The sequence below is a fragment of the Pseudomonas sp. MH9.3 genome (genome assembly GCF_034354675.1).
In the GTDB taxonomy this organism is placed as follows: domain Bacteria; phylum Pseudomonadota; class Gammaproteobacteria; order Pseudomonadales; family Pseudomonadaceae; genus Aquipseudomonas.
In genome coordinates this window covers 453785-470506 of record NZ_CP133785.1, presented here as the reverse complement: position 1 = coordinate 470506, position 16722 = coordinate 453785, and the positions used below count along the sequence as shown (strand labels likewise).

The 16722-nt window shown below is 62.7% G+C and carries 13 protein-coding genes; 7 read left to right on the top strand and 6 right to left on the bottom strand.

Annotated elements, in window-relative coordinates:
- Window positions 1-650: 650 nt before the first annotated feature.
- The 6 genes from RHM60_RS01905 to RHM60_RS01880 all read right to left on the bottom strand — a co-directional run bounded on the left by RHM60_RS01905 (window position 651) and on the right by RHM60_RS01880 (window position 8719).
- Window positions 651-3203 (bottom strand): acyl-CoA dehydrogenase, encoded by a 2553-nt coding sequence (locus RHM60_RS01905; protein ID WP_322213415.1) that lies wholly within the window; start codon window positions 3201-3203, stop codon window positions 651-653.
- A gap of 153 nt (window positions 3204-3356) precedes the next feature.
- Window positions 3357-4766, bottom strand: a complete 1410-nt coding sequence (locus tag RHM60_RS01900; protein ID WP_322213413.1) for an outer membrane protein transport protein — start codon at window positions 4764-4766, stop codon at window positions 3357-3359.
- A gap of 123 nt (window positions 4767-4889) precedes the next feature.
- On the bottom strand, window positions 4890-5393 hold the full coding sequence (gene praB, locus RHM60_RS01895; protein ID WP_209981425.1) for an alkane oxidation protein activator PraB: 504 nt from the start codon (window positions 5391-5393) through the stop codon (window positions 4890-4892).
- A 134-nt stretch (window positions 5394-5527) separates the two neighbouring features.
- Window positions 5528-6022: an alkane oxidation protein activator PraA gene (gene praA / locus RHM60_RS01890; protein ID WP_322213412.1), complete on the bottom strand. Its 495-nt coding sequence runs from the start codon at window positions 6020-6022 to the stop codon at window positions 5528-5530.
- Window positions 6023-6080: 58 nt separating this feature from the next.
- Complete coding sequence (locus tag RHM60_RS01885; protein WP_209981421.1) at window positions 6081-7361, bottom strand: alkane 1-monooxygenase; 1281 nt, start codon at window positions 7359-7361, stop codon at window positions 6081-6083.
- Between the two features lie 296 nt (window positions 7362-7657).
- Window positions 7658-8719: an alpha/beta hydrolase gene (locus tag RHM60_RS01880; protein WP_322213411.1), complete on the bottom strand. Its 1062-nt coding sequence runs from the start codon at window positions 8717-8719 to the stop codon at window positions 7658-7660.
- 202 nt (window positions 8720-8921) lie between these two features.
- Between RHM60_RS01880 and RHM60_RS01875 the strand changes: the two genes are divergently transcribed.
- The 7 genes from RHM60_RS01875 to RHM60_RS01845 all read left to right on the top strand — a co-directional run bounded on the left by RHM60_RS01875 (window position 8922) and on the right by RHM60_RS01845 (window position 16718).
- A complete protein-coding gene (locus RHM60_RS01875) occupies window positions 8922-10460 on the top strand; it encodes an NAD(P)/FAD-dependent oxidoreductase (protein ID WP_322213410.1) in 1539 nt (512 codons plus the stop codon).
- Entirely contained in the window at window positions 10457-11347 is an 891-nt protein-coding gene (locus RHM60_RS01870; protein ID WP_209981416.1) for an SDR family NAD(P)-dependent oxidoreductase, read from the top strand. The genes RHM60_RS01875 and RHM60_RS01870 overlap by 4 nt, the downstream gene beginning before the upstream one ends.
- Before the next feature lie 16 nt (window positions 11348-11363).
- Window positions 11364-12212 carry a metal-dependent hydrolase gene (locus RHM60_RS01865; RefSeq protein ID WP_209981413.1) on the top strand — a complete coding sequence of 283 codons (849 nt, stop codon included), beginning with the start codon at window positions 11364-11366 and terminating at the stop codon, window positions 12210-12212.
- Window positions 12213-12372: 160 nt separating this feature from the next.
- Window positions 12373-12654 carry a peptidylprolyl isomerase gene (locus RHM60_RS01860; protein WP_057010182.1) on the top strand — a complete coding sequence of 94 codons (282 nt, stop codon included), beginning with the start codon at window positions 12373-12375 and terminating at the stop codon, window positions 12652-12654.
- A 124-nt stretch (window positions 12655-12778) separates the two neighbouring features.
- Window positions 12779-14638, top strand: a complete 1860-nt coding sequence (locus RHM60_RS01855; protein WP_209981411.1) for an extracellular solute-binding protein — start codon at window positions 12779-12781, stop codon at window positions 14636-14638.
- Window positions 14638-15696: a microcin C ABC transporter permease YejB gene (locus RHM60_RS01850; RefSeq protein ID WP_209981409.1), complete on the top strand. Its 1059-nt coding sequence runs from the start codon at window positions 14638-14640 to the stop codon at window positions 15694-15696. Before RHM60_RS01855 ends, RHM60_RS01850 begins: the two co-directional genes overlap by 1 nt.
- Window positions 15696-16718: an ABC transporter permease gene (locus RHM60_RS01845; RefSeq protein WP_209981407.1), complete on the top strand. Its 1023-nt coding sequence runs from the start codon at window positions 15696-15698 to the stop codon at window positions 16716-16718. Before RHM60_RS01850 ends, RHM60_RS01845 begins: the two co-directional genes overlap by 1 nt.
- The last annotated feature ends 4 nt before the right edge of the window (window positions 16719-16722 follow it).

Here is a 16722-nt window from a genome sequence, read left to right as displayed (position 1 = left end):
GGCTTGCCCTAATGCCGTTCAGCTAAGCGCAGACTCCCTGTGGCGAGCAGGCTTGTCCTGCGTTGGGCTGCGCAGCAGCCCCAAAGCCAGGCGCTGAGCCGTATCAGATACACCGCGTTTTGCTCGATGGGGGGCGCTTCGTACCCCAACGCGGGGCAAGCCCGCTCGCCACAGAGGCTCCGGCCTGATGTTGCAGCGCGCCCCAATGCCGTTCAGCTAAGCGCAGATTCCCTGTGGCGAGCAGGCTTGTCCTGCGTTGGGCTGCGCAGCAGCCCCAAAACCAGACGCTGAGCCGTATCAGGTACACCGCGTTTTGCTTGATTGGGGGCGCTTCGCACCCCAACGCGGGGCAAGCCCGCTCGCCACAGAGGCTCCGGCCTGATGTTGCAGCGCGCCCCAATGCCGTTCAGCTAAGCGCAGATTCCCTGTGGCGAGCAGGCTTGTCCTGCGTTGGGCTGCGCAGCAGCCCCAAAGCCAGGCGCTGAGCCGTATCAGGTACACCGCGTTTTGCTCGATGGGGGCGCTTCGCACCCCAACGCGGGGCAAGCCCGCTCGCCACAATAAGCCCACACATTTTCCTTGACTGAACGGCATTAGGGCTTGCCCCGCGTTGGGCTGCGAAGCAGCCCCCGTAAGACGAATGCGTGGTATCAGGCACTCCGCGTGGGCTGGTTTTGGGGCTGCTTCGCACCCCAACGCGGCGCAAGCCCGCTCGCCACTTTGGCCGGTTCCAGCGCTTGCTTGCGCTGCTGCAGTGCCTCCAGCAAACCGAAGTCCTGCGCGAAGTCGTCCACCTGGATGGCGTGGTCGGCGTATTCCACATAGCGCCCGAGCAGGCTGTCTTCGTCGTCGCTGATCAGGTCCAGCGCCCGCGCCTTGACGCGCCAGGCGGTAAAAGCCGTGGCAGAAATCGGCATCGGTTCGAGCAGGCCCTGTTTGATCGCAGGCTTGAGCCGCGCTTCAATCAACTCCAGTTGAGGCAACAACCGGAAGCCCAATTCGCCGTAAGCCAGCTTGTCGATTTCCGGCCGGGGAATATAGGAATCAGCGAGCAAACGGTCGCGGGTTTCGCAGGGCGTCTGCACCAGATCGGCGACCTCGGCCAGCAGGCGATCGGACGGTTTGCGCTGGGGAATGCCCAACGGAAAACTCAAGCCACGCAGCACCGCCGCCGCCGCTTTGGACGGGTAGTTATCGAGCACTTCGGCCAACGCTTCGTGGGCCCGCAGCAGTGCATCACGGGCCGACCAGTGCACCAACGGCAGGTCCGCCTGGGGCCGGCCGTCGTCTTCAAAGCGCTTGAGCACGCAGGACAGGATGTACAACTGCGACAGCACATCGCCCAGGCGCCCGGTGATGCTTTCCTTGCGCTTGAGGGCACCGCCGAGTACGCCCATGGACACGTCCGACACCAGCGCCAGCACCACCGACAGACGATTGGCCTGGCGGTAGTAGCACGCCAACGCTGGTTCGGTGCGGGCCGGAGCGGCAATCAGGCGGCCGCCGGTCAGCCCATGCACCGCCGCGCGCACCGTGTTGGCCAGCACAAAGCTGATATGGCCGAACATCGCGCTGTCGAACGCTTCCAGCGCCTTGCGCCGGTCGGGGTTGCGCGCCGCTTCCATCTCGCGAAACACATAGGGATGGCAACGAATCAGGCCCTGACCATAGATGATCAGGCAGCGGGTCATGATGTTCGCGCCTTCCACCGTGATGGCGATGGGGCTTTGCTGGTAGGCACGGGCCAGGAAGTTGTTGGGCCCCATGCAGATGCCCTTGCCCGCGACGATGTCCATGCCGTCGTTGACGATCATCCGCGCACGTTCGGTGACGTGGTACTTGGCGATGGCCGAAATCACCGAAGGCTTCTCCCCGGCATCCAGCGACGCCACCGACACCTTGCGCACCGCATCGCAGGCATACAGATGCCCGGCCATGCGCGCCAGCGGTGCCTGCACCCCTTCGAACTTGCCGATGGGCAGGCCGAACTGCTTGCGCATTGCCGCGTACGCGGTGGTGCCGCGCACCGCAACCTTGCCCAGGCCGACGTTGGCCGATGGCAGCGAAATCGCGCGCCCCGCCGCCAGGCATTCCATCAACATGCGCCAGCCATTGCCGACCTGTTCACGGCCACCGATCACCCACTCCAGCGGAATGAACACATCCTTGCCGGTGGTGGGGCCGTTCTGGAATACCGCGTTCAATGGCCAGTGGCGACGGCCGCTGTTCACCCCGGGGTGCGAGGTGGGGATCAATGCGCAGGTGATGCCCAGCGCACCCGGCGCGCCGAGCAGGCCCTGGGGGTCTTCGGCGCGAAACGCCAGGCCGAGCACCGTGGCAATCGGCCCTAACGTGATGTAGCGCTTGTCCCAGGTGACTTTGAAGCCAAGGACTTCCTGGCCCTCGTGCAGGCCTTTGCAGACGATGCCGAGGTCGGGAATCGCACCGGCATCGGAGCCGGCATACGGGCTGGTCAGCGCGAAACACGGGATGTCTTCGCCCCGCGCCAGGCGCGGCAAGTAGTAGTTGCGCTGGGCATCGGTGCCGTAATGCAACAGCAGTTCGGCCGGGCCCAGGGAATTAGGCACCATCACCGAAATCGCCGCTGCCGAGCAGCGGGTCGACAGCTTCATCACCACCTGCGAATGGGCGTAGTGGGAGAAGCCTTTGCCGCCGTACTGCCGGGGAATGATCATGCCGAGGAACCCGGCGTCCTTGGTGTACTGCCAGGCCTGCGGGGACATGTCCTGCCAGACCTGGGTGGTTTCCCAGTCGTTGGCGATGTCGCACAGGGTTTCGACTTCGTTGTCGAGAAAGGCCTGCTCTTCGGCACTCAGGCTGGCCGGCGCGGCTTTCAACAGGCGCTGCCAGTCGGGCTTGCCGCTGAACAGTTCGGCGTCCCACCACACGGTGCCGGACTCGATGGCCGCACGCTCGGTGTCGGACATCGCCGGCATGATCGTGCGAAACAGCGCCAGCGCCTTGCCGGTCAACAGCGCACGGCGCAGCGGTTTGATCGCCAGCAGCAGCGCAGGCACTACCACCAGCAGCGCCGCAAGGGTGATGCCCACACCCGCCACCACGCTGAACAGGTAACCCATCGCCAGCCATACCAGGCCAGTGCCGAGCCACAGCGCGGCGGCGGCTTGTCGATACGCCAGGACAATCGCGGCGGCGAAACCCACCAATAACCAGATAACCATGGGACACCTCTCTCGATTTCAGGACGGAGCAAATTCAAATTAAACTTTGAAATTTTTATTTAATGCTTGAGCCAAAAAAAGCAGCCGACCCGGTCAGCCGCCTGTTACTTGATTGCATCGCCATGGGTCGCCTGCGCGACCCATGGCGACAGGTCAGAACGCGTAGGTCGCCGACAGGCTGACCACCTCGCCCTTCGCATCGGCCTTGCCGTCCAGCGTCGCCCCACCGAGACGATCCTGGTTTTGTGTCCTGAGCTTGGCTTTCTCGACGAATTGCCGCGAGTAGGCACCGTCGATGCTCAAACCGGGAATGGCGCGAATGTTGTAGCCGAAGCCCAGGGACGCGAAAATCCGATCCCCGTCCGGGATACGCGGGTCACGCGTGGAGTTGCGCGTAGGCGTCTGGTCGGTGGCCACGCCGGCGCGGAAGGTGAAGTCATCGGTAAATTTGTAGTCACCGCCCAGCGACACCATCCACGTGTCCTTGTAGTTATAGGGAATCGACACGATTTGCTGGCCGTCGGACTTCAACGTCAGCGCCTTGAACGACGACCACTGGGTCCAGGTGACGCTGGCGCCCAAGGTCAGGCGGTCATTGAACTGGTGGACCCAGTCAACGGAGGCGTTGGCGGGCACGTCCAGTTGCGCCGAGGCATTGGCGCCGTTGGCGTTGAGGTTCAGCCCTGGATAAGCCAGCGACGGCAGGCCGCTTTCGATCAACGTCCTGTTGGTCTCGTCGGCGTAGATGTTGTATTTGCCCTCCAGCTTGTTCTTGATTTTTGCGTGGTAGTTCAGGCCCAGGGTGTCGACATCGGTCGGTTTCCAGACCACCCCGGCAAACCAGCCCACGGAGGTGTTATCCACCTTCACGCGCATCAGCGCGGAGCCTACGCCTGAGGGGAACGGTAGACCGATGTTCGGCGACAGCGCCGCGGCCGAATACAGGTCAAGGTTCTGGCTCACAAAGCCCTTGGTGTGCTGCACGATGGCGCCACCGCCCAGCGAAAACTGATCGTTGACCTTGAACGATAACGAGCCGGTGACACCGACCGTTTCAATGCGGGTATCGACGGCAAAGTCGCGGCCGATCCAGTCCTGGTCCCACGTGGTGCGCGCACCCATCGGCACCACCTGGCTCAAGCCGAAGGCAAAGCGATCGTTGATCGGCATTACCATGAAGCCGGTTGGCAACCATGCGGTGAAGCCGCCCTGACCACCGTCGCCGGTCCGAGGCGTGGAACTGAAATCCGTGGGGTCGACGCTGGCCGGTGCATTGCCGGCATAATCCTTGGCCGTGCCCTTGTACTTGATGTTGATACGCGCGTAATCAACGGTGAACTGCGAGATGTTGTGATCGATAAAGGCCATGGCCGCCGGGTTGTTATAGGCCGCCGAAGGATCGTTCTGGAACAGCGAGCCGCCACCGAAGGCACGCCCCCATCCGGGAGCGCCGAAGGTCGGCGTGCCAAAACCGCCGGCTTGCGTCTGACCCGTTACACCGATAAGGCCGCCGAGGACTGCCAGGCTCAACAATGTGCGGGCCTGCCGTTTCTTATTATTCATGCTCCACTCCTTATTTTTATCCTCCAGGATCGGCTGTCCCGACCTGGCCTGCCGCAACAAGTGCCTCTTGCGAGGCACTTGCGTGTTTCAACGTGTGATCATCACGTCAAGCGCTCCCGGCCCTCAGGGCGTCACGGTAAACGCAGGGTTCGGCACGGCGGTCAGTGCAGTGATCTTGCAACTGCCCACGGTCTGGGCGCTTGGGACGCTCAAGGTGTTGGTGGAGTTGCTCCAGTTGACATTGATGGTCACCGGCGAGCTCGAGCAGTTGTTGAGGATCTTGAAGTTCACCCCGGAAACCGTCCCGGTGAACGCATCCGGGCCACCGCTGGCGACGCTCAGCGTCCAGGGCAGGCCTTGCAGCACCGGCACGCTGCACAGGGAGTTGGAACCACTGACCGAAGCGCCGGTGATGGCAGCGCTCGCACCATTGCCTGCGACGGTACCGGTGAAGGTGATGTTGCAGGTGACGGGCAGGTTCAGCGAGGCAGGCGACGTCACAGTGATGGAGCCTGCCGTCGAGAAGCCGGCGCCGGCCGGCGCGATAGTTGCCGCATTAGCCATCGACGCCGCGCCAAAGCACAGGGCAAACGACGTTGCACAAACGAGGGTTTTCAAGCTTTTCATTGTTTTTCCTCACATGTTGTGGCGAATCATTTCGCCAGGGGTAATGGCCATGAACGAGAGGTCACGGTGAAACTGCAGAACTTCCCTTTCCAGCCAAATTTCAATGCATTTACCGCTGTAACAAATCCGCGTACTCAGTCGACCACTTTGAAAGTGGGCGGCATCTTGATCGACACCGACTTGATCCTGCAGTCCTCGCCAATCGGCACATCGCGGGCCTCCAGCTTGCCGGTGGCGTTATCCCAGGTGCCATCGGCGGTCGACGGGCCGCACTTGCCGCCCAGGCCGAAGGCATGCACGTCGACGCTGATCCTGGACATGGAGCCGCTTTGCGTGTCCCGGGCGATCAGCACCCAGGGCAGGTTGATGGCCTCGACGCGGCTGCACTTGAGGCCGCCGTCGAACTCGACCTTGTCGACATTCACCGAGGAGCCATCGGCCGCGACCTTGCCGGCGACCTTGATGGTGCAGTCGGCGCTGATCAGCTTGCCCTTGGAAAAACTGATCGGGCCCTGCGCCGTAAAGGCACTGCCGGCGGGCTCGATGCGCGCGGCCTGGGCCTGGTGGTAGACGATCAGGCCCAACGCGGCCAGAACAATAGAAGAGATGAACCTGGCAGGTGTTTGCATGGTGGACGTCCTTCCCTTGAAATTATTGTTGTTCGGGTCATACAACGTTATTGCAGCTTCAATGGGGCGCAGCGCCGCGACCGTACTGGTGCAGATACTTCGCGCGCTGTGACGGTTGAAGATTGGTCAGTGAGAGATCGCCGGCGTAATGATTGAGCACGCGTTGGTCCATACGGCGGCGCCAGAGGTACGGCACATACGCCCAGACGATCATGCTGGCGTAGCCGTAGGGAAGTTGCGGCGACTCATCGAAGTGACGCAACGACTGGTAGCTGCGGGTGGGGTTGGCGTGATGGTCCGAATGCCGTTGCAGCTGGAACAGAAAGATATTGGTAACGATGCGGTTGCTGTTCCACGAATGGCGCGGCGAGCAACGTTCATAACGGCCATTGGGCAACTTCTGGCGTTTGAGGCCGTAGTGCTCGACGTAGTTGACCACCTCCAGCAACGAGAAGCCGTACACGCCCTGAATGATCAGAAACGGAATCACTGCGGCGCCCAGCCAGGCAATCATCGCGCCCCACAACACCACGCTGTACATCCACGCGCTCAACACGGCGTTTTTCCAGTGCCAGGCCGGCAGGCCCAGTTTGCGCAGGCGTTCACGCTCCAGATTCCACGCCGAACGGGCGCTGAACCACACCGAGCGCGGCAGGAATGCCCAGAAACTTTCGCCCAGCCGGGAGCTGGCAGGGTCTTCCGGGGTGGCAACCCGCACGTGATGACCACGGTTGTGTTCGGTGTAAAAGTGCCCGTAGAAGGTCGGCGCCAGGGTCACCTTGGCCAGGAACACCTCCAGCGGACGAGGCTTGTGGCCCAGCTCATGGGCGGTATTGATGGCAATGCCGGTGGCCGCGCCAGTGGACATCGCCATGCCCAGGTAGGTGAACCAGCCAACCGCGCCGTGCAACTCGGTGCGCGCGGTCATAAAGGCGGCGGCTTTTGCCAACCCACTGGCGGGATCCAGCGTGGCGGTGGCGCGCAGCAGGCCGCCGTTGATGATCCAGTCGATGCCGCCGGCCGCCAGCCAACCGGTGACCACCACCGAAGCGATCACGAACAGCACGCCGATATAGACGATCCAGCGGTAGTAGCTTTGGCTTTCGAGGTGGCTGACGGCGGACTCGGGCGGGTTGCTGACGTCCTCGCCGAGCAGACCGTCGATCAGGGGAATCAGGCCGAAGATCACCAGCACGCCCACCCACCACAACGATTGAACGCCGGTGGCGATGGCCAGGGCGCCAGAGAGCAAGGGCGTGGCCAGCGGCATGATGCCCAGCCACCACAGGTGGCGCTTGCCGTCGGTCCACACGCCTGGTGCTGCCAGGGTCTGATTCATGGCAGCCTCCGCACACGCTGGGCGGCAGGCGGGTTGATGGAGCGCAGACTGCCTGCAGCAGTCAGCCATGCGATAAAAGGCGTTTTTTTCATTATTTTATTCGCTCTTAGGCATTTCAAAAACTGTTTCAAATTACACATTGAAATAATTTTTTTAAATAAATAGCGCGGAATCGTTAGCTCGTCAACTATTTCTTCAGCCCTTTTTTGCGTGACCGGGCAGTCTGTTTTTCAGCTGTTCGGTCAGGTCTGCAGCGCGGGCGTTGACGCCGTGAAATCGCGCGTCGAATCGCCACGCTACGGATGCACCAGGGCAAGTGGCGCAGGCGCAATCGCGGCGTTTTCTCCCGTTCGGGCACGTCTGGCGACCTGCTCCACCAACGCCGCTACCCGTTCGGTAGCCGTAATCGGCAGCATGTGCCCACAGCCCTCCACCACCTGCAGCTTGAGCCCGGGCACCTTGCTGGCCAGGGCCTGGCCGTGTTTGCGCAAGTCGAGCACCTTGTCCCGCGAGCCATAGATCAGCCCGATCGGCAAGGTCAGTTGCGGATAGCGCGCCACCATGTGCGGCAGGTCATCGTTGACCTGGTTAATCTCGGTGGAGGCTGCGTAGAAATTGTCAGGACGCATGCCCAGCAAACCGCCGCCTCGGGTGGCAAAATCGGCCGGGGCGGCATCCGGCGCGAACACGCCCTTGACCACCGAACGTTGGGTCAACAGGCCGATGGGCAAGGTCAGCGTGTGCGCGACCCAGCGGCGCAGCCACGCCGGGCGCACGGCCAGAGACAGGAATACCGGCGGCAACAGGCGCTGGGGATGAGTCAGCGGAGCCACCAGAATCAAGCCGGACACCGTCTCGGGATGATCAAGCGCCAGCGCCAGGGCAATCGCGCCGCCCAGGGAATGGCCCAGCACCAGCGGTTTATGCAGGTCCAAGGTATTTATAAGGTTGCTGATCTGCCGCGCCTGGGCCGGCAGGTCCGCCGCCGTGCCTTTGCCACGGGTGGAATAGCCGGAGCCCGGGCGGTCGACGCTGATCACGCGAAAGTGCGCACTCAAGCGGCCAGACAAGGCATAGGTGAGGTTGCGACTGCTGCCCATCAGGCCGTGAATCATCACCAGCGGGGGACCGCTGCCCTCCTCGACATAATGAAAACGCTCGCCCTTGACCTCCACCACCCGCCCGTTGCGCGGCACGGCCGCTTCTATGCGCCGCGTCATCCACGCACTCAAGCCCCACAACACCGCGCTTGCACCGACAAACACCGCTGCAGCCACACCCCATTCGACAGCCATCGCTTCGTCCTCCGCTTCCCTGGAGCTGGCGACCCGACCGGTATTGATCGAGGCCTCAGCCATCGTCCCTGCCCTGCTTGCGGGCCTCACTCATAGCGTGCGCGTCCGTCGGACAAGGCGCACATACCAAACAAGGTCCTGGCGTGGGCGAATTTTTCAGGTAGATTATTTAAAATCTTTTTTAAAATATGTAATTCAAATTTCCTTTGCAATGGTGCTTCATCCAAAAAACAGGAGCGCACCCGATGCCCATGAGGGACTGCCCATGAATACCCAGCGTGAATCAATCGACATTGCCATCATCGGCTCAGGCTTCGCCGGCCTGTGCATGGCCATCCAGCTCAAGCAGGCTGGCTTCAACGACTTTTTTGTTGCCGAGCAGGCGCAGACCCTCGGCGGCACCTGGCGCGACAATCACTACCCCGGCTGCGCCTGCGATGTGCAGTCCCACGTGTACTCGTTTTCGTTTGCGCCCAACCCGCACTGGTCGCGGCAATTTGCGCCGCAGGCCGAGATCCGCGCCTACCTCGAGCAATGCGCGCAGCGCTTTGAGCTGGCGCCCTACCTGCGGTTTGGCATGGGCCTGCAACGCGCGGTGTTCGATGAACACCAGCAGCGCTGGCAACTGAGCTTCAGCGATGGCCGCCAGGTGAGCGCGCGGGTGCTGGTGTCGGGCATGGGCGGCTTGTCGCGCCCGGCGCTGCCGGACATTCCGGGTCTGGAGAGTTTCAAAGGCAAGCGCTTCCACTCCCAGCAGTGGGACCACGACTATTCCTTGAAGGGCAAGCGTGTCGCAGTAATCGGCACCGGGGCCAGTGCCATCCAGTTCGTGCCGCAGATTGCACCGCAGGTGGCGCACCTGGACCTGTTCCAGCGCACCCCGCCGTGGATCATGCCCAAGCCCGACCGACCGATTTCCGTCGGCGAACGCTGGCTGTTCAAACACCTGCCCTTCACCCAGCGGCTGGTCCGCAGCGCCTTTTACTGGACGCTCGAAGGCCGCGTGGTGGGCTTTGCCCTGCATCCCCGGCTGATGACAATGGTGCAGAAAATCGCCCTGCGTCATTTGCGCAGGCAGGTCGCCCGCCCATCGCTGCGCAAGACCCTCACGCCGGATTACACCCTCGGCTGCAAGCGCGTGTTGATCTCCAACGACTACTACCCGGCGCTGTCGCGCAGCAATGTCGAGGTGGTGACCGACCCGGTGCTGCGCATCGAAGCCGACGGCGTCGTCACCGCCGACGGCATCAAGCACCCGGTCGACTGCCTGATCTTCGGCACCGGTTTCCAGGCCAGCGATCCCCTGCCCCGCGACTGCATCATCGGGCGCCACGGCGTTGACCTGATGGACACCTGGCACGACGGCGCACATGCCTATAAAGGCACCACGGTGCCGGGCTATCCAAACCTGTTCCTGATTGTCGGGCCCAACACCGGGCTGGGGCACAACTCGATGATTCTGATGATCGAGGCCCAGGTCGCCTACATCCTCGATGCGTTGCGACAGATGCAGCGCAAACGCATCGCCACGGTGGACGTCAAGCCTGCCGTCGAACAGGCCTGGAACAGCCAATTGCAGGACAAACTCCAGCGCACCATCTGGAACACCGGCGGCTGCCAGAGCTGGTACCTCGACCCGCGCACCGGCAAGAACACCACGTTATGGCCGGGCTCCACCTGGCGTTTCAGGCAGCTCACCCGGCACTTTGCGCTCAAGGACTATGGGGTCGACCTGGCCCCCGTCCCGGCGCCCACGCGCGCAACGCCTGCGCCCCATTCCACTGCAGAAGGCAGCCTGTCATGAAGTCATTCGACGGCCGCGTGGCGGCCATTACCGGCGCGGCGTCCGGCATGGGCCGCGCATTGGCCCTGGCGCTGGCGCGCGAAGGTTGTCACCTGGCGCTGGCGGACGTGAACCGCCAGGGCCTGGAGCACACCGAAGCGTTGATTCGGTCTTCGACCCTGTCGCCAGTGCGGGTCACCACCCAGGTGCTGGATGTGGCCGACCGCCAGGCCGTGGACGACTGGGCCGCGCGCTGCGTGGCGGAGCATGGCGCGGTCAACCTGGTGTTCAACAATGCCGGCGTGGCGTTGTCGAGCACCGTCGAAGGCGTGAGCTACAGCGACCTGGAATGGATCATCGGGATCAACTTCTGGGGTGTGGTGCACGGCACCAAGGCGTTCCTGCCGCACCTCAAGGCCAGCGGCAACGGCCATGTCATCAACACCTCCAGCGTGTTCGGCCTGTTTGCCCAGCCCGGCATGAGCGGCTACAACGCCAGTAAATTTGCCGTGCGCGGCTTTACCGAGGCGCTGCGCCAGGAGCTGGATCTGCAACGCTGCGGCGTGTCCGCCACCTGCGTGCACCCCGGCGGCATTCGCACCGACATCTGCCGCAGCAGCCGCATCGACGCGAACATGACCGGCTTTCTGATCCACAGCGAGCAACAGGCCCGCGCCGACTTCGAAAAACTCTTCATCACCGACGCCGACCAGGCCGCCAGGGTGATCCTGCAAGGCGTGCGCAAAAACAAGCGCCGGGTGCTGATCGGCCGCGACGCGTATTTCCTTGACCTGCTCGCCCGTTGCCTGCCGGCCGCCTACCAGGCGCTGGTGGTGTTCGCCAGCAAACGCATGGCGCCCAAGCCGCGCAGGCCTGTGTTCGAACCCAACGACGAACCCCGTCTCTGAAAAAGGAGCACGCACCATGTTGCCTATCCGTCGCGATATCCGTTTTGCCTTGCCTGCCGAGCGCATCAAGAACTGGCATGAACAAGGCCCGTTCGTCACGCATTTCTTCAATGCGCTGTCGCTGCTGTTTCCCCAGGGCGAGCTGTTCTTCATGGACAGCGTGCGCCACTACCGCTCGCGCATCGACGATCCCGCGCTGAAAAAGGAAATCCAGGGGTTTATCGGCCAGGAAGCCATGCACAGCCGTGAGCACGTGGCCTACAACAACCTGCTGGAGGACGCGGGATTGCCGGCGCATAAACTGGACAGCCGCCTCAAGGTGATTCTCGATCTGCAGAAAAAACACCTGCCGCCGTCCTTCAACCTGGCGGTGACCATCGCCCTTGAGCACTACACCGCGATGCTTGCGGAAATCCTCCTCAGCGACCCCTCGCGCTTCGGCGATTCACTCAAGGGCTACCAGCAGATGTGGTACTGGCACGCCCTTGAAGAAACCGAGCACAAGGCCGTGGCGTTCGATGTCTGGAACCGCGTCATCAAGCCCGGCCCCAAGCGTTACCTGCTGCGCACCGGCACCATGCTGTTCACGACCCTGTTCTTCTGGTTGGTGGTGCTGGATTTCCATGTACGCCTGCTGTTTGCCGACCGCAAGGCCGGCGGTCATTTGAAGGGGTTCTGGCGCATGTGCAAATTTTTGTACGGCCCCAAAGGCGTCTTCCCGCGGATGCTGGTGCCGTGGCTGCACTACTTCAAACCCGGTTTTCACCCCTGGGACCATGACAATCGCGCCCGCCTGGCGGGCATCGATGGGCTGGTCGAAGAGATCGAACAGACCCGCACTACCTATGAGTCGGCCAGCCTGTAAAACCCATCAAACAGCGCGTTGACTATTCCTGTGGCGAGCGGGCGCGCCACAGGACCGTGGCGCGCTCGTCTGCCCGATCGAAAACCCCGTGGAACTTTGCCAACAAATAACCACCTGAATCCAGTACGCTCACCCTTTTTACATCAAGGAGTTATCTCAAATGGCCAAAGCCACCGCCCGCCACATCCTCGTTTCCACTGAAGAAAAGTGCAACGAACTGAAATCCCAAATCGAAGGCGGCGCCGATTTCGCAGAAATCGCCAAAGCCAATTCCAGCTGCCCATCCAGCCGTCAGGGCGGCGACCTGGGTTCGTTCGGTCCGGGCCAGATGGTCAAGGAATTCGACAGCGTGGTGTTCAGCGCCCCGGTCAACACCGTGCAAGGCCCGGTGAAAACCCAGTTCGGCTATCACCTGCTGGAAGTCACCAGCCGCCAGGACTGATCCTGCCGCGCTGATGCCCCAACAACGGCCCGCCTTCTGGCGGGCCGTTGTGCATGGGGTGACGGGCGACCCGTAAGCCGCTAACGTACAGCCCTCATTCTTCACCCGGCGCTCAAGGCTGACCATGCGATTGGCGTTTCCCCCACTCCTTAGCTCCATCCTGGCGCTGCTGCTGGCCAGCACGGCCGTGACCGCAGCTCCGCAGACCTACCTGACGGTCTACGGCGAGCCGGCCAAATACGCCGCCGGTTTCAGCCACTTCGACTACGCCAATCCCGATGCGCCCAAGGGCGGCACGCTGCGCCGTTCGGCGCTGGAGATCGGCCGTTTCGACCATGTGCTGCCCTATATCGACAAAGGCATCGGCGTGTCCCAGGTCGACGGCTGGCTCTACTCCCCGCTGGCCCAACGCTCGCTGGATGAGCCCTACACGGTCTACGGCCTGGTGGCGGAAAAGATGGAACGCGCCGACGATGGCCTGTCATTGCGTTTTTACCTCAACCCCAAGGCGCGGTTTGCCGACGGCACACCGATTACCGCCGAAGACGTGCGCTACAGCTACGACCTGCTGATGACCCAGGGCAGCCTGCGTTTTCGCACGCTGTTCGCCGATGTCAAACAGGTGGTGGTCGAAGGCGAGCGCCAGGTGCGCTTCGACTTTTCCAGCAACGAGAACCGCACTCTGCCCCTGGACCTGGCCACCCTGCCGGTATTGCCCGAGCACTGGTGGAAAACCCGCGACTTCGCCAACGGCGGCGGTTATGAAGCGCCCCTGGGCAGCGGCCCGTACAAGGTCAGCAAGATCGATTCGGGCAGCACCATCACCTTTACCCGCGACCCCGATTGGTGGGGCAAGGACCTGCCGGTCAGCCGTGGCCTGTACAACTTCGATCACCTGAGTCTGGAATACTTTGGCGACACCGAGGTGGCGCGCCAGGTGCTGCGCGGCGGCGCCTACGATTTCAACCGTGAGTTCTCCGCCACCGGTTATTCCATCGGCTACAACGGCCCGGCGCTGGACGACGGCCGTCTGCAACGCGCGCACCTGGCCAGGGAGATGCCGCAACCGGCCCAGGGCTACGTGTTCAACGTGCAGAATCCGCTGTTCAAGGACCGCCGCGTGCGCAAAGCTTTGGCGATGCTGTGGGACTTCGAGTGGGCCAACCGGCAGATGATGCACAACCTCTACATTCGCCAGCAGAGCTTCTTCTCCAACAGCCCGTTGGCCGCCACCCAGTTGCCCACCCAGGAAGAGCTGGCGATTCTCGAACCGCTGCGCGGCCAGGTGCCCGACGAGGTGTTCACCCAGGTGTTCAAGGCGCCGGTCACCGACGGCAGCGGCGTGATCCGCGATAAACAGCTGCAGGCCCTGGCCCTGCTGGAGGAAGCCGGCTGGAAACCCGAGGGCGACACGCTGGTGAACGCCCAGGGCGAACCGCTGGAATTCACTTTCCTCAACACGCAGACCGGCATGGAACGTCTGCTGCTGCCCTACAAACGCAACCTGGCGCAGATCGGCATCACCCTGAACATTCGCCGTATCGACTCCTCGCAGTACGTCAACCGCGTGATGGCGCGGGACTACGACATGATCGTCACAGGCTTTCCAGTCACCCCCTCGCCCGGGATGGAGCTGTACAACTTCTTTGGCTCGGCGGCCGCCCATGACCCCGGCGCCAACAACTACATGGTGCTCAAGGACCCGGCCGTCGACAGCCTGATCAAAGGCCTGGTCAAGGCAAACACCCAGGCGCAGATGCTCACCTACGCCCACGCCCTGGACCGGGTGCTGCAATGGAACTACCTGTGGATTCCCAATTACTACCCGCCGGGCACCTCCGCCGCGTGGTGGAACCGCTTCGGTCGCCCGGCCATCGAGGCCAAAAATGACGAAGCCCTGGAAACCTGGTGGGAAATCAGCCCCACACCGCTGACCCATGAACAAATGAACGCCGCACTGAAAAAACGCGCAGGTGCCCGCTGATGTTTGCCTATATCGTGCGGCGCCTGCTGCTGATCATCCCGACCCTGGTGATCATCCTGCTGGTGAATTTCGTCATCGTACAGGCCGCGCCCGGCGGGCCGGTGGAACAGGCTATCGCCCACCTGCAGGGGATCGGCGGCGGCGGCGTGGGGGCCGGCGCGGGCGAAAGCATCAGCGCCTCGCGCGCCAGCCGAGGCCTGGACCCCAAGCTGATCAAGGACATCGAAAAGCAGTACGGCTTCGACAAACCGGCCCCGGAGCGTCTGTGGCTGATGCTCAGCAACTACGCCCAACTGGATTTCGGCAACAGCTTCTTTCGCGGCAAAACCGTGATCGAGCTGATCCTGGAAAAAATGCCGGTGACGATCTCCCTCGGCCTGTGGGCCACCTTGATCACCTACCTGGTGTCGATCCCCCTGGGCATCCGCAAGGCCGTGCGCCATGGCAGCAGCTTCGATGTGTGGAGCAGCACCGCCATCGTGATCGGCTACGCGATGCCGGCGTTTCTGTTCGCGATGTTCCTGATCGTGGTGTTCGCCGGCGGCACCTCGCTGAACTGGTTCCCGGTGCGCGGCCTGGTCTCGGACAACTTCGACGAACTGAGTACCGTGGGCAAGGTTGCCGACTACTTCTGGCACCTGGTGCTGCCGGTCACCGCGCTGGTGATCGGCGGGTTCGCCACGCTGACCATCCTCACCAAAAACTCGTTTCTCAATGAAATCACCCGCCAATACGTAGTGACGGCCCGCGCCAAGGGCCTGAGCGAACGCCGCGTGCTTTACGGCCACGTGTTTCGCAACGCGATGCTGCTGGTGATTTCGGGCATTCCCCAGGCGTTCATCAGCGTGTTCTTCGCCGGCTCGCTGCTGATCGAGGTGATTTTTTCCCTCGACGGCCTGGGCCGCATGAGCTACGAAGCGGCAGTGTCGCGGGACTACCCGGTGGTGTTCGGCTCGTTGTTCATCTTCACGCTGTTCGGCCTGCTGATAAAACTCATCGGTGACCTCTGCTACACCCTGGTGGACCCGCGTATCGACTTCGCCGCGAGGAACGCCTGATGCTCAATCTGTCTCCCGTGGCACGCCGCCGTTTCGAGCGCTTCAAGAAAAACCGCCGGGGCTGGTGGTCGCTGTGGCTGTTTATCGGCCTGTTCATGCTCACCCTCGGCGGCGAGCTGATCGCCAACGACAAACCGCTGGTGCTGAGCTTCAAGAACGAGCTGTATTTTCCGGTGTTCAAGCGCTATACCGAGCAACAGTTCGGCGGGCAGTTGCCGTTCCAGGCCGACTACCGCAGTGACTACGTGCAAACCCTGATCAAGCAGGACGGCGGCTGGATGCTGTTTCCGCCGATTCCGTTCAGCGACGACACGCCCAACTACGAACTGACCCGTCCTGCCCCCAGCCCGCCCTCGGCGGTGAACTGGCTGGGCACCGATGACCAGTCCCGCGATGTGCTGGCGCGGGTGATCTTCGGTGCGCGCGTATCGATCCTGTTTGCGTTGGCCCTCACGGCCATCAGCGGCGCCATCGGCATTGCCGCCGGGGCCTTGCAGGGTTACTACGGCGGCTGGGTGGACCTGCTCGGGCAGCGCATCCTTGAAGTGTGGTCGGGGCTGCCGGTGTTGTACCTGCTGATCATCCTCTCGGGGTTCGTGGAGCCCAATTTCTGGTGGCTGCTGGGGATCATGGCGCTGTTTTCCTGGCTGGCCCTGGTGGACGTGGTGCGCGCCGAGTTCCTGCGCGGGCGCAACCTGGAGTACGTCAAGGCAGCGCGTGCCCTGGGCCTGGGCGACGGCAAGATCATTGGCCGGCATATCCTGCCCAATGCAATGACCGCCACCTTGAGCTACCTGCCGTTTATCCTCACCGGTGCGATTTCCACCTTGAGCGCCCTGGATTTCCTCGGCTTCGGCATGCCCGCCGGCAGTGCCTCGCTGGGCGAGTTGATCGCCCAGGGCAAGCAGAACCTGCAAGCGCCGTGGCTGGGCCTGACGGCGTTTTTTACCCTGGCGCTGATCCTGTCGCTGCTGGTGTTTATCGGCGAGGCCCTGCGGGATGCCTTCGACCCCCGCTCATGAGTGA

Bases quoted from the DNA above. Each gene is read 5' to 3' on its own strand.
- RHM60_RS01905 (WP_322213415.1), bottom strand. From the start codon at position 3,203: ATGGTTATCTGGTTATTGGTGGGTTTCGCCGCCGCGATTGTCCTGGCG.
- RHM60_RS01900 (WP_322213413.1), bottom strand. From the start codon at position 4,766: ATGAATAATAAGAAACGGCAGGCCCGCACATTGTTGAGCCTGGCAGTC.
- praB (WP_209981425.1), bottom strand. From the start codon at position 5,393: ATGAAAAGCTTGAAAACCCTCGTTTGTGCAACGTCGTTTGCCCTGTGC.
- praA (WP_322213412.1), bottom strand. From the start codon at position 6,022: ATGCAAACACCTGCCAGGTTCATCTCTTCTATTGTTCTGGCCGCGTTG.
- RHM60_RS01885 (WP_209981421.1), bottom strand. From the start codon at position 7,361: ATGAATCAGACCCTGGCAGCACCAGGCGTGTGGACCGACGGCAAGCGC.
- RHM60_RS01880 (WP_322213411.1), bottom strand. From the start codon at position 8,719: ATGGCTGAGGCCTCGATCAATACCGGTCGGGTCGCCAGCTCCAGGGAA.
- RHM60_RS01875 (WP_322213410.1), top strand. From the start codon at position 8,922: ATGAATACCCAGCGTGAATCAATCGACATTGCCATCATCGGCTCAGGC.
- RHM60_RS01870 (WP_209981416.1), top strand. From the start codon at position 10,457: ATGAAGTCATTCGACGGCCGCGTGGCGGCCATTACCGGCGCGGCGTCC.
- RHM60_RS01865 (WP_209981413.1), top strand. From the start codon at position 11,364: ATGTTGCCTATCCGTCGCGATATCCGTTTTGCCTTGCCTGCCGAGCGC.
- RHM60_RS01860 (WP_057010182.1), top strand. From the start codon at position 12,373: ATGGCCAAAGCCACCGCCCGCCACATCCTCGTTTCCACTGAAGAAAAG.
- RHM60_RS01855 (WP_209981411.1), top strand. From the start codon at position 12,779: ATGCGATTGGCGTTTCCCCCACTCCTTAGCTCCATCCTGGCGCTGCTG.
- RHM60_RS01850 (WP_209981409.1), top strand. From the start codon at position 14,638: ATGTTTGCCTATATCGTGCGGCGCCTGCTGCTGATCATCCCGACCCTG.
- RHM60_RS01845 (WP_209981407.1), top strand. From the start codon at position 15,696: ATGCTCAATCTGTCTCCCGTGGCACGCCGCCGTTTCGAGCGCTTCAAG.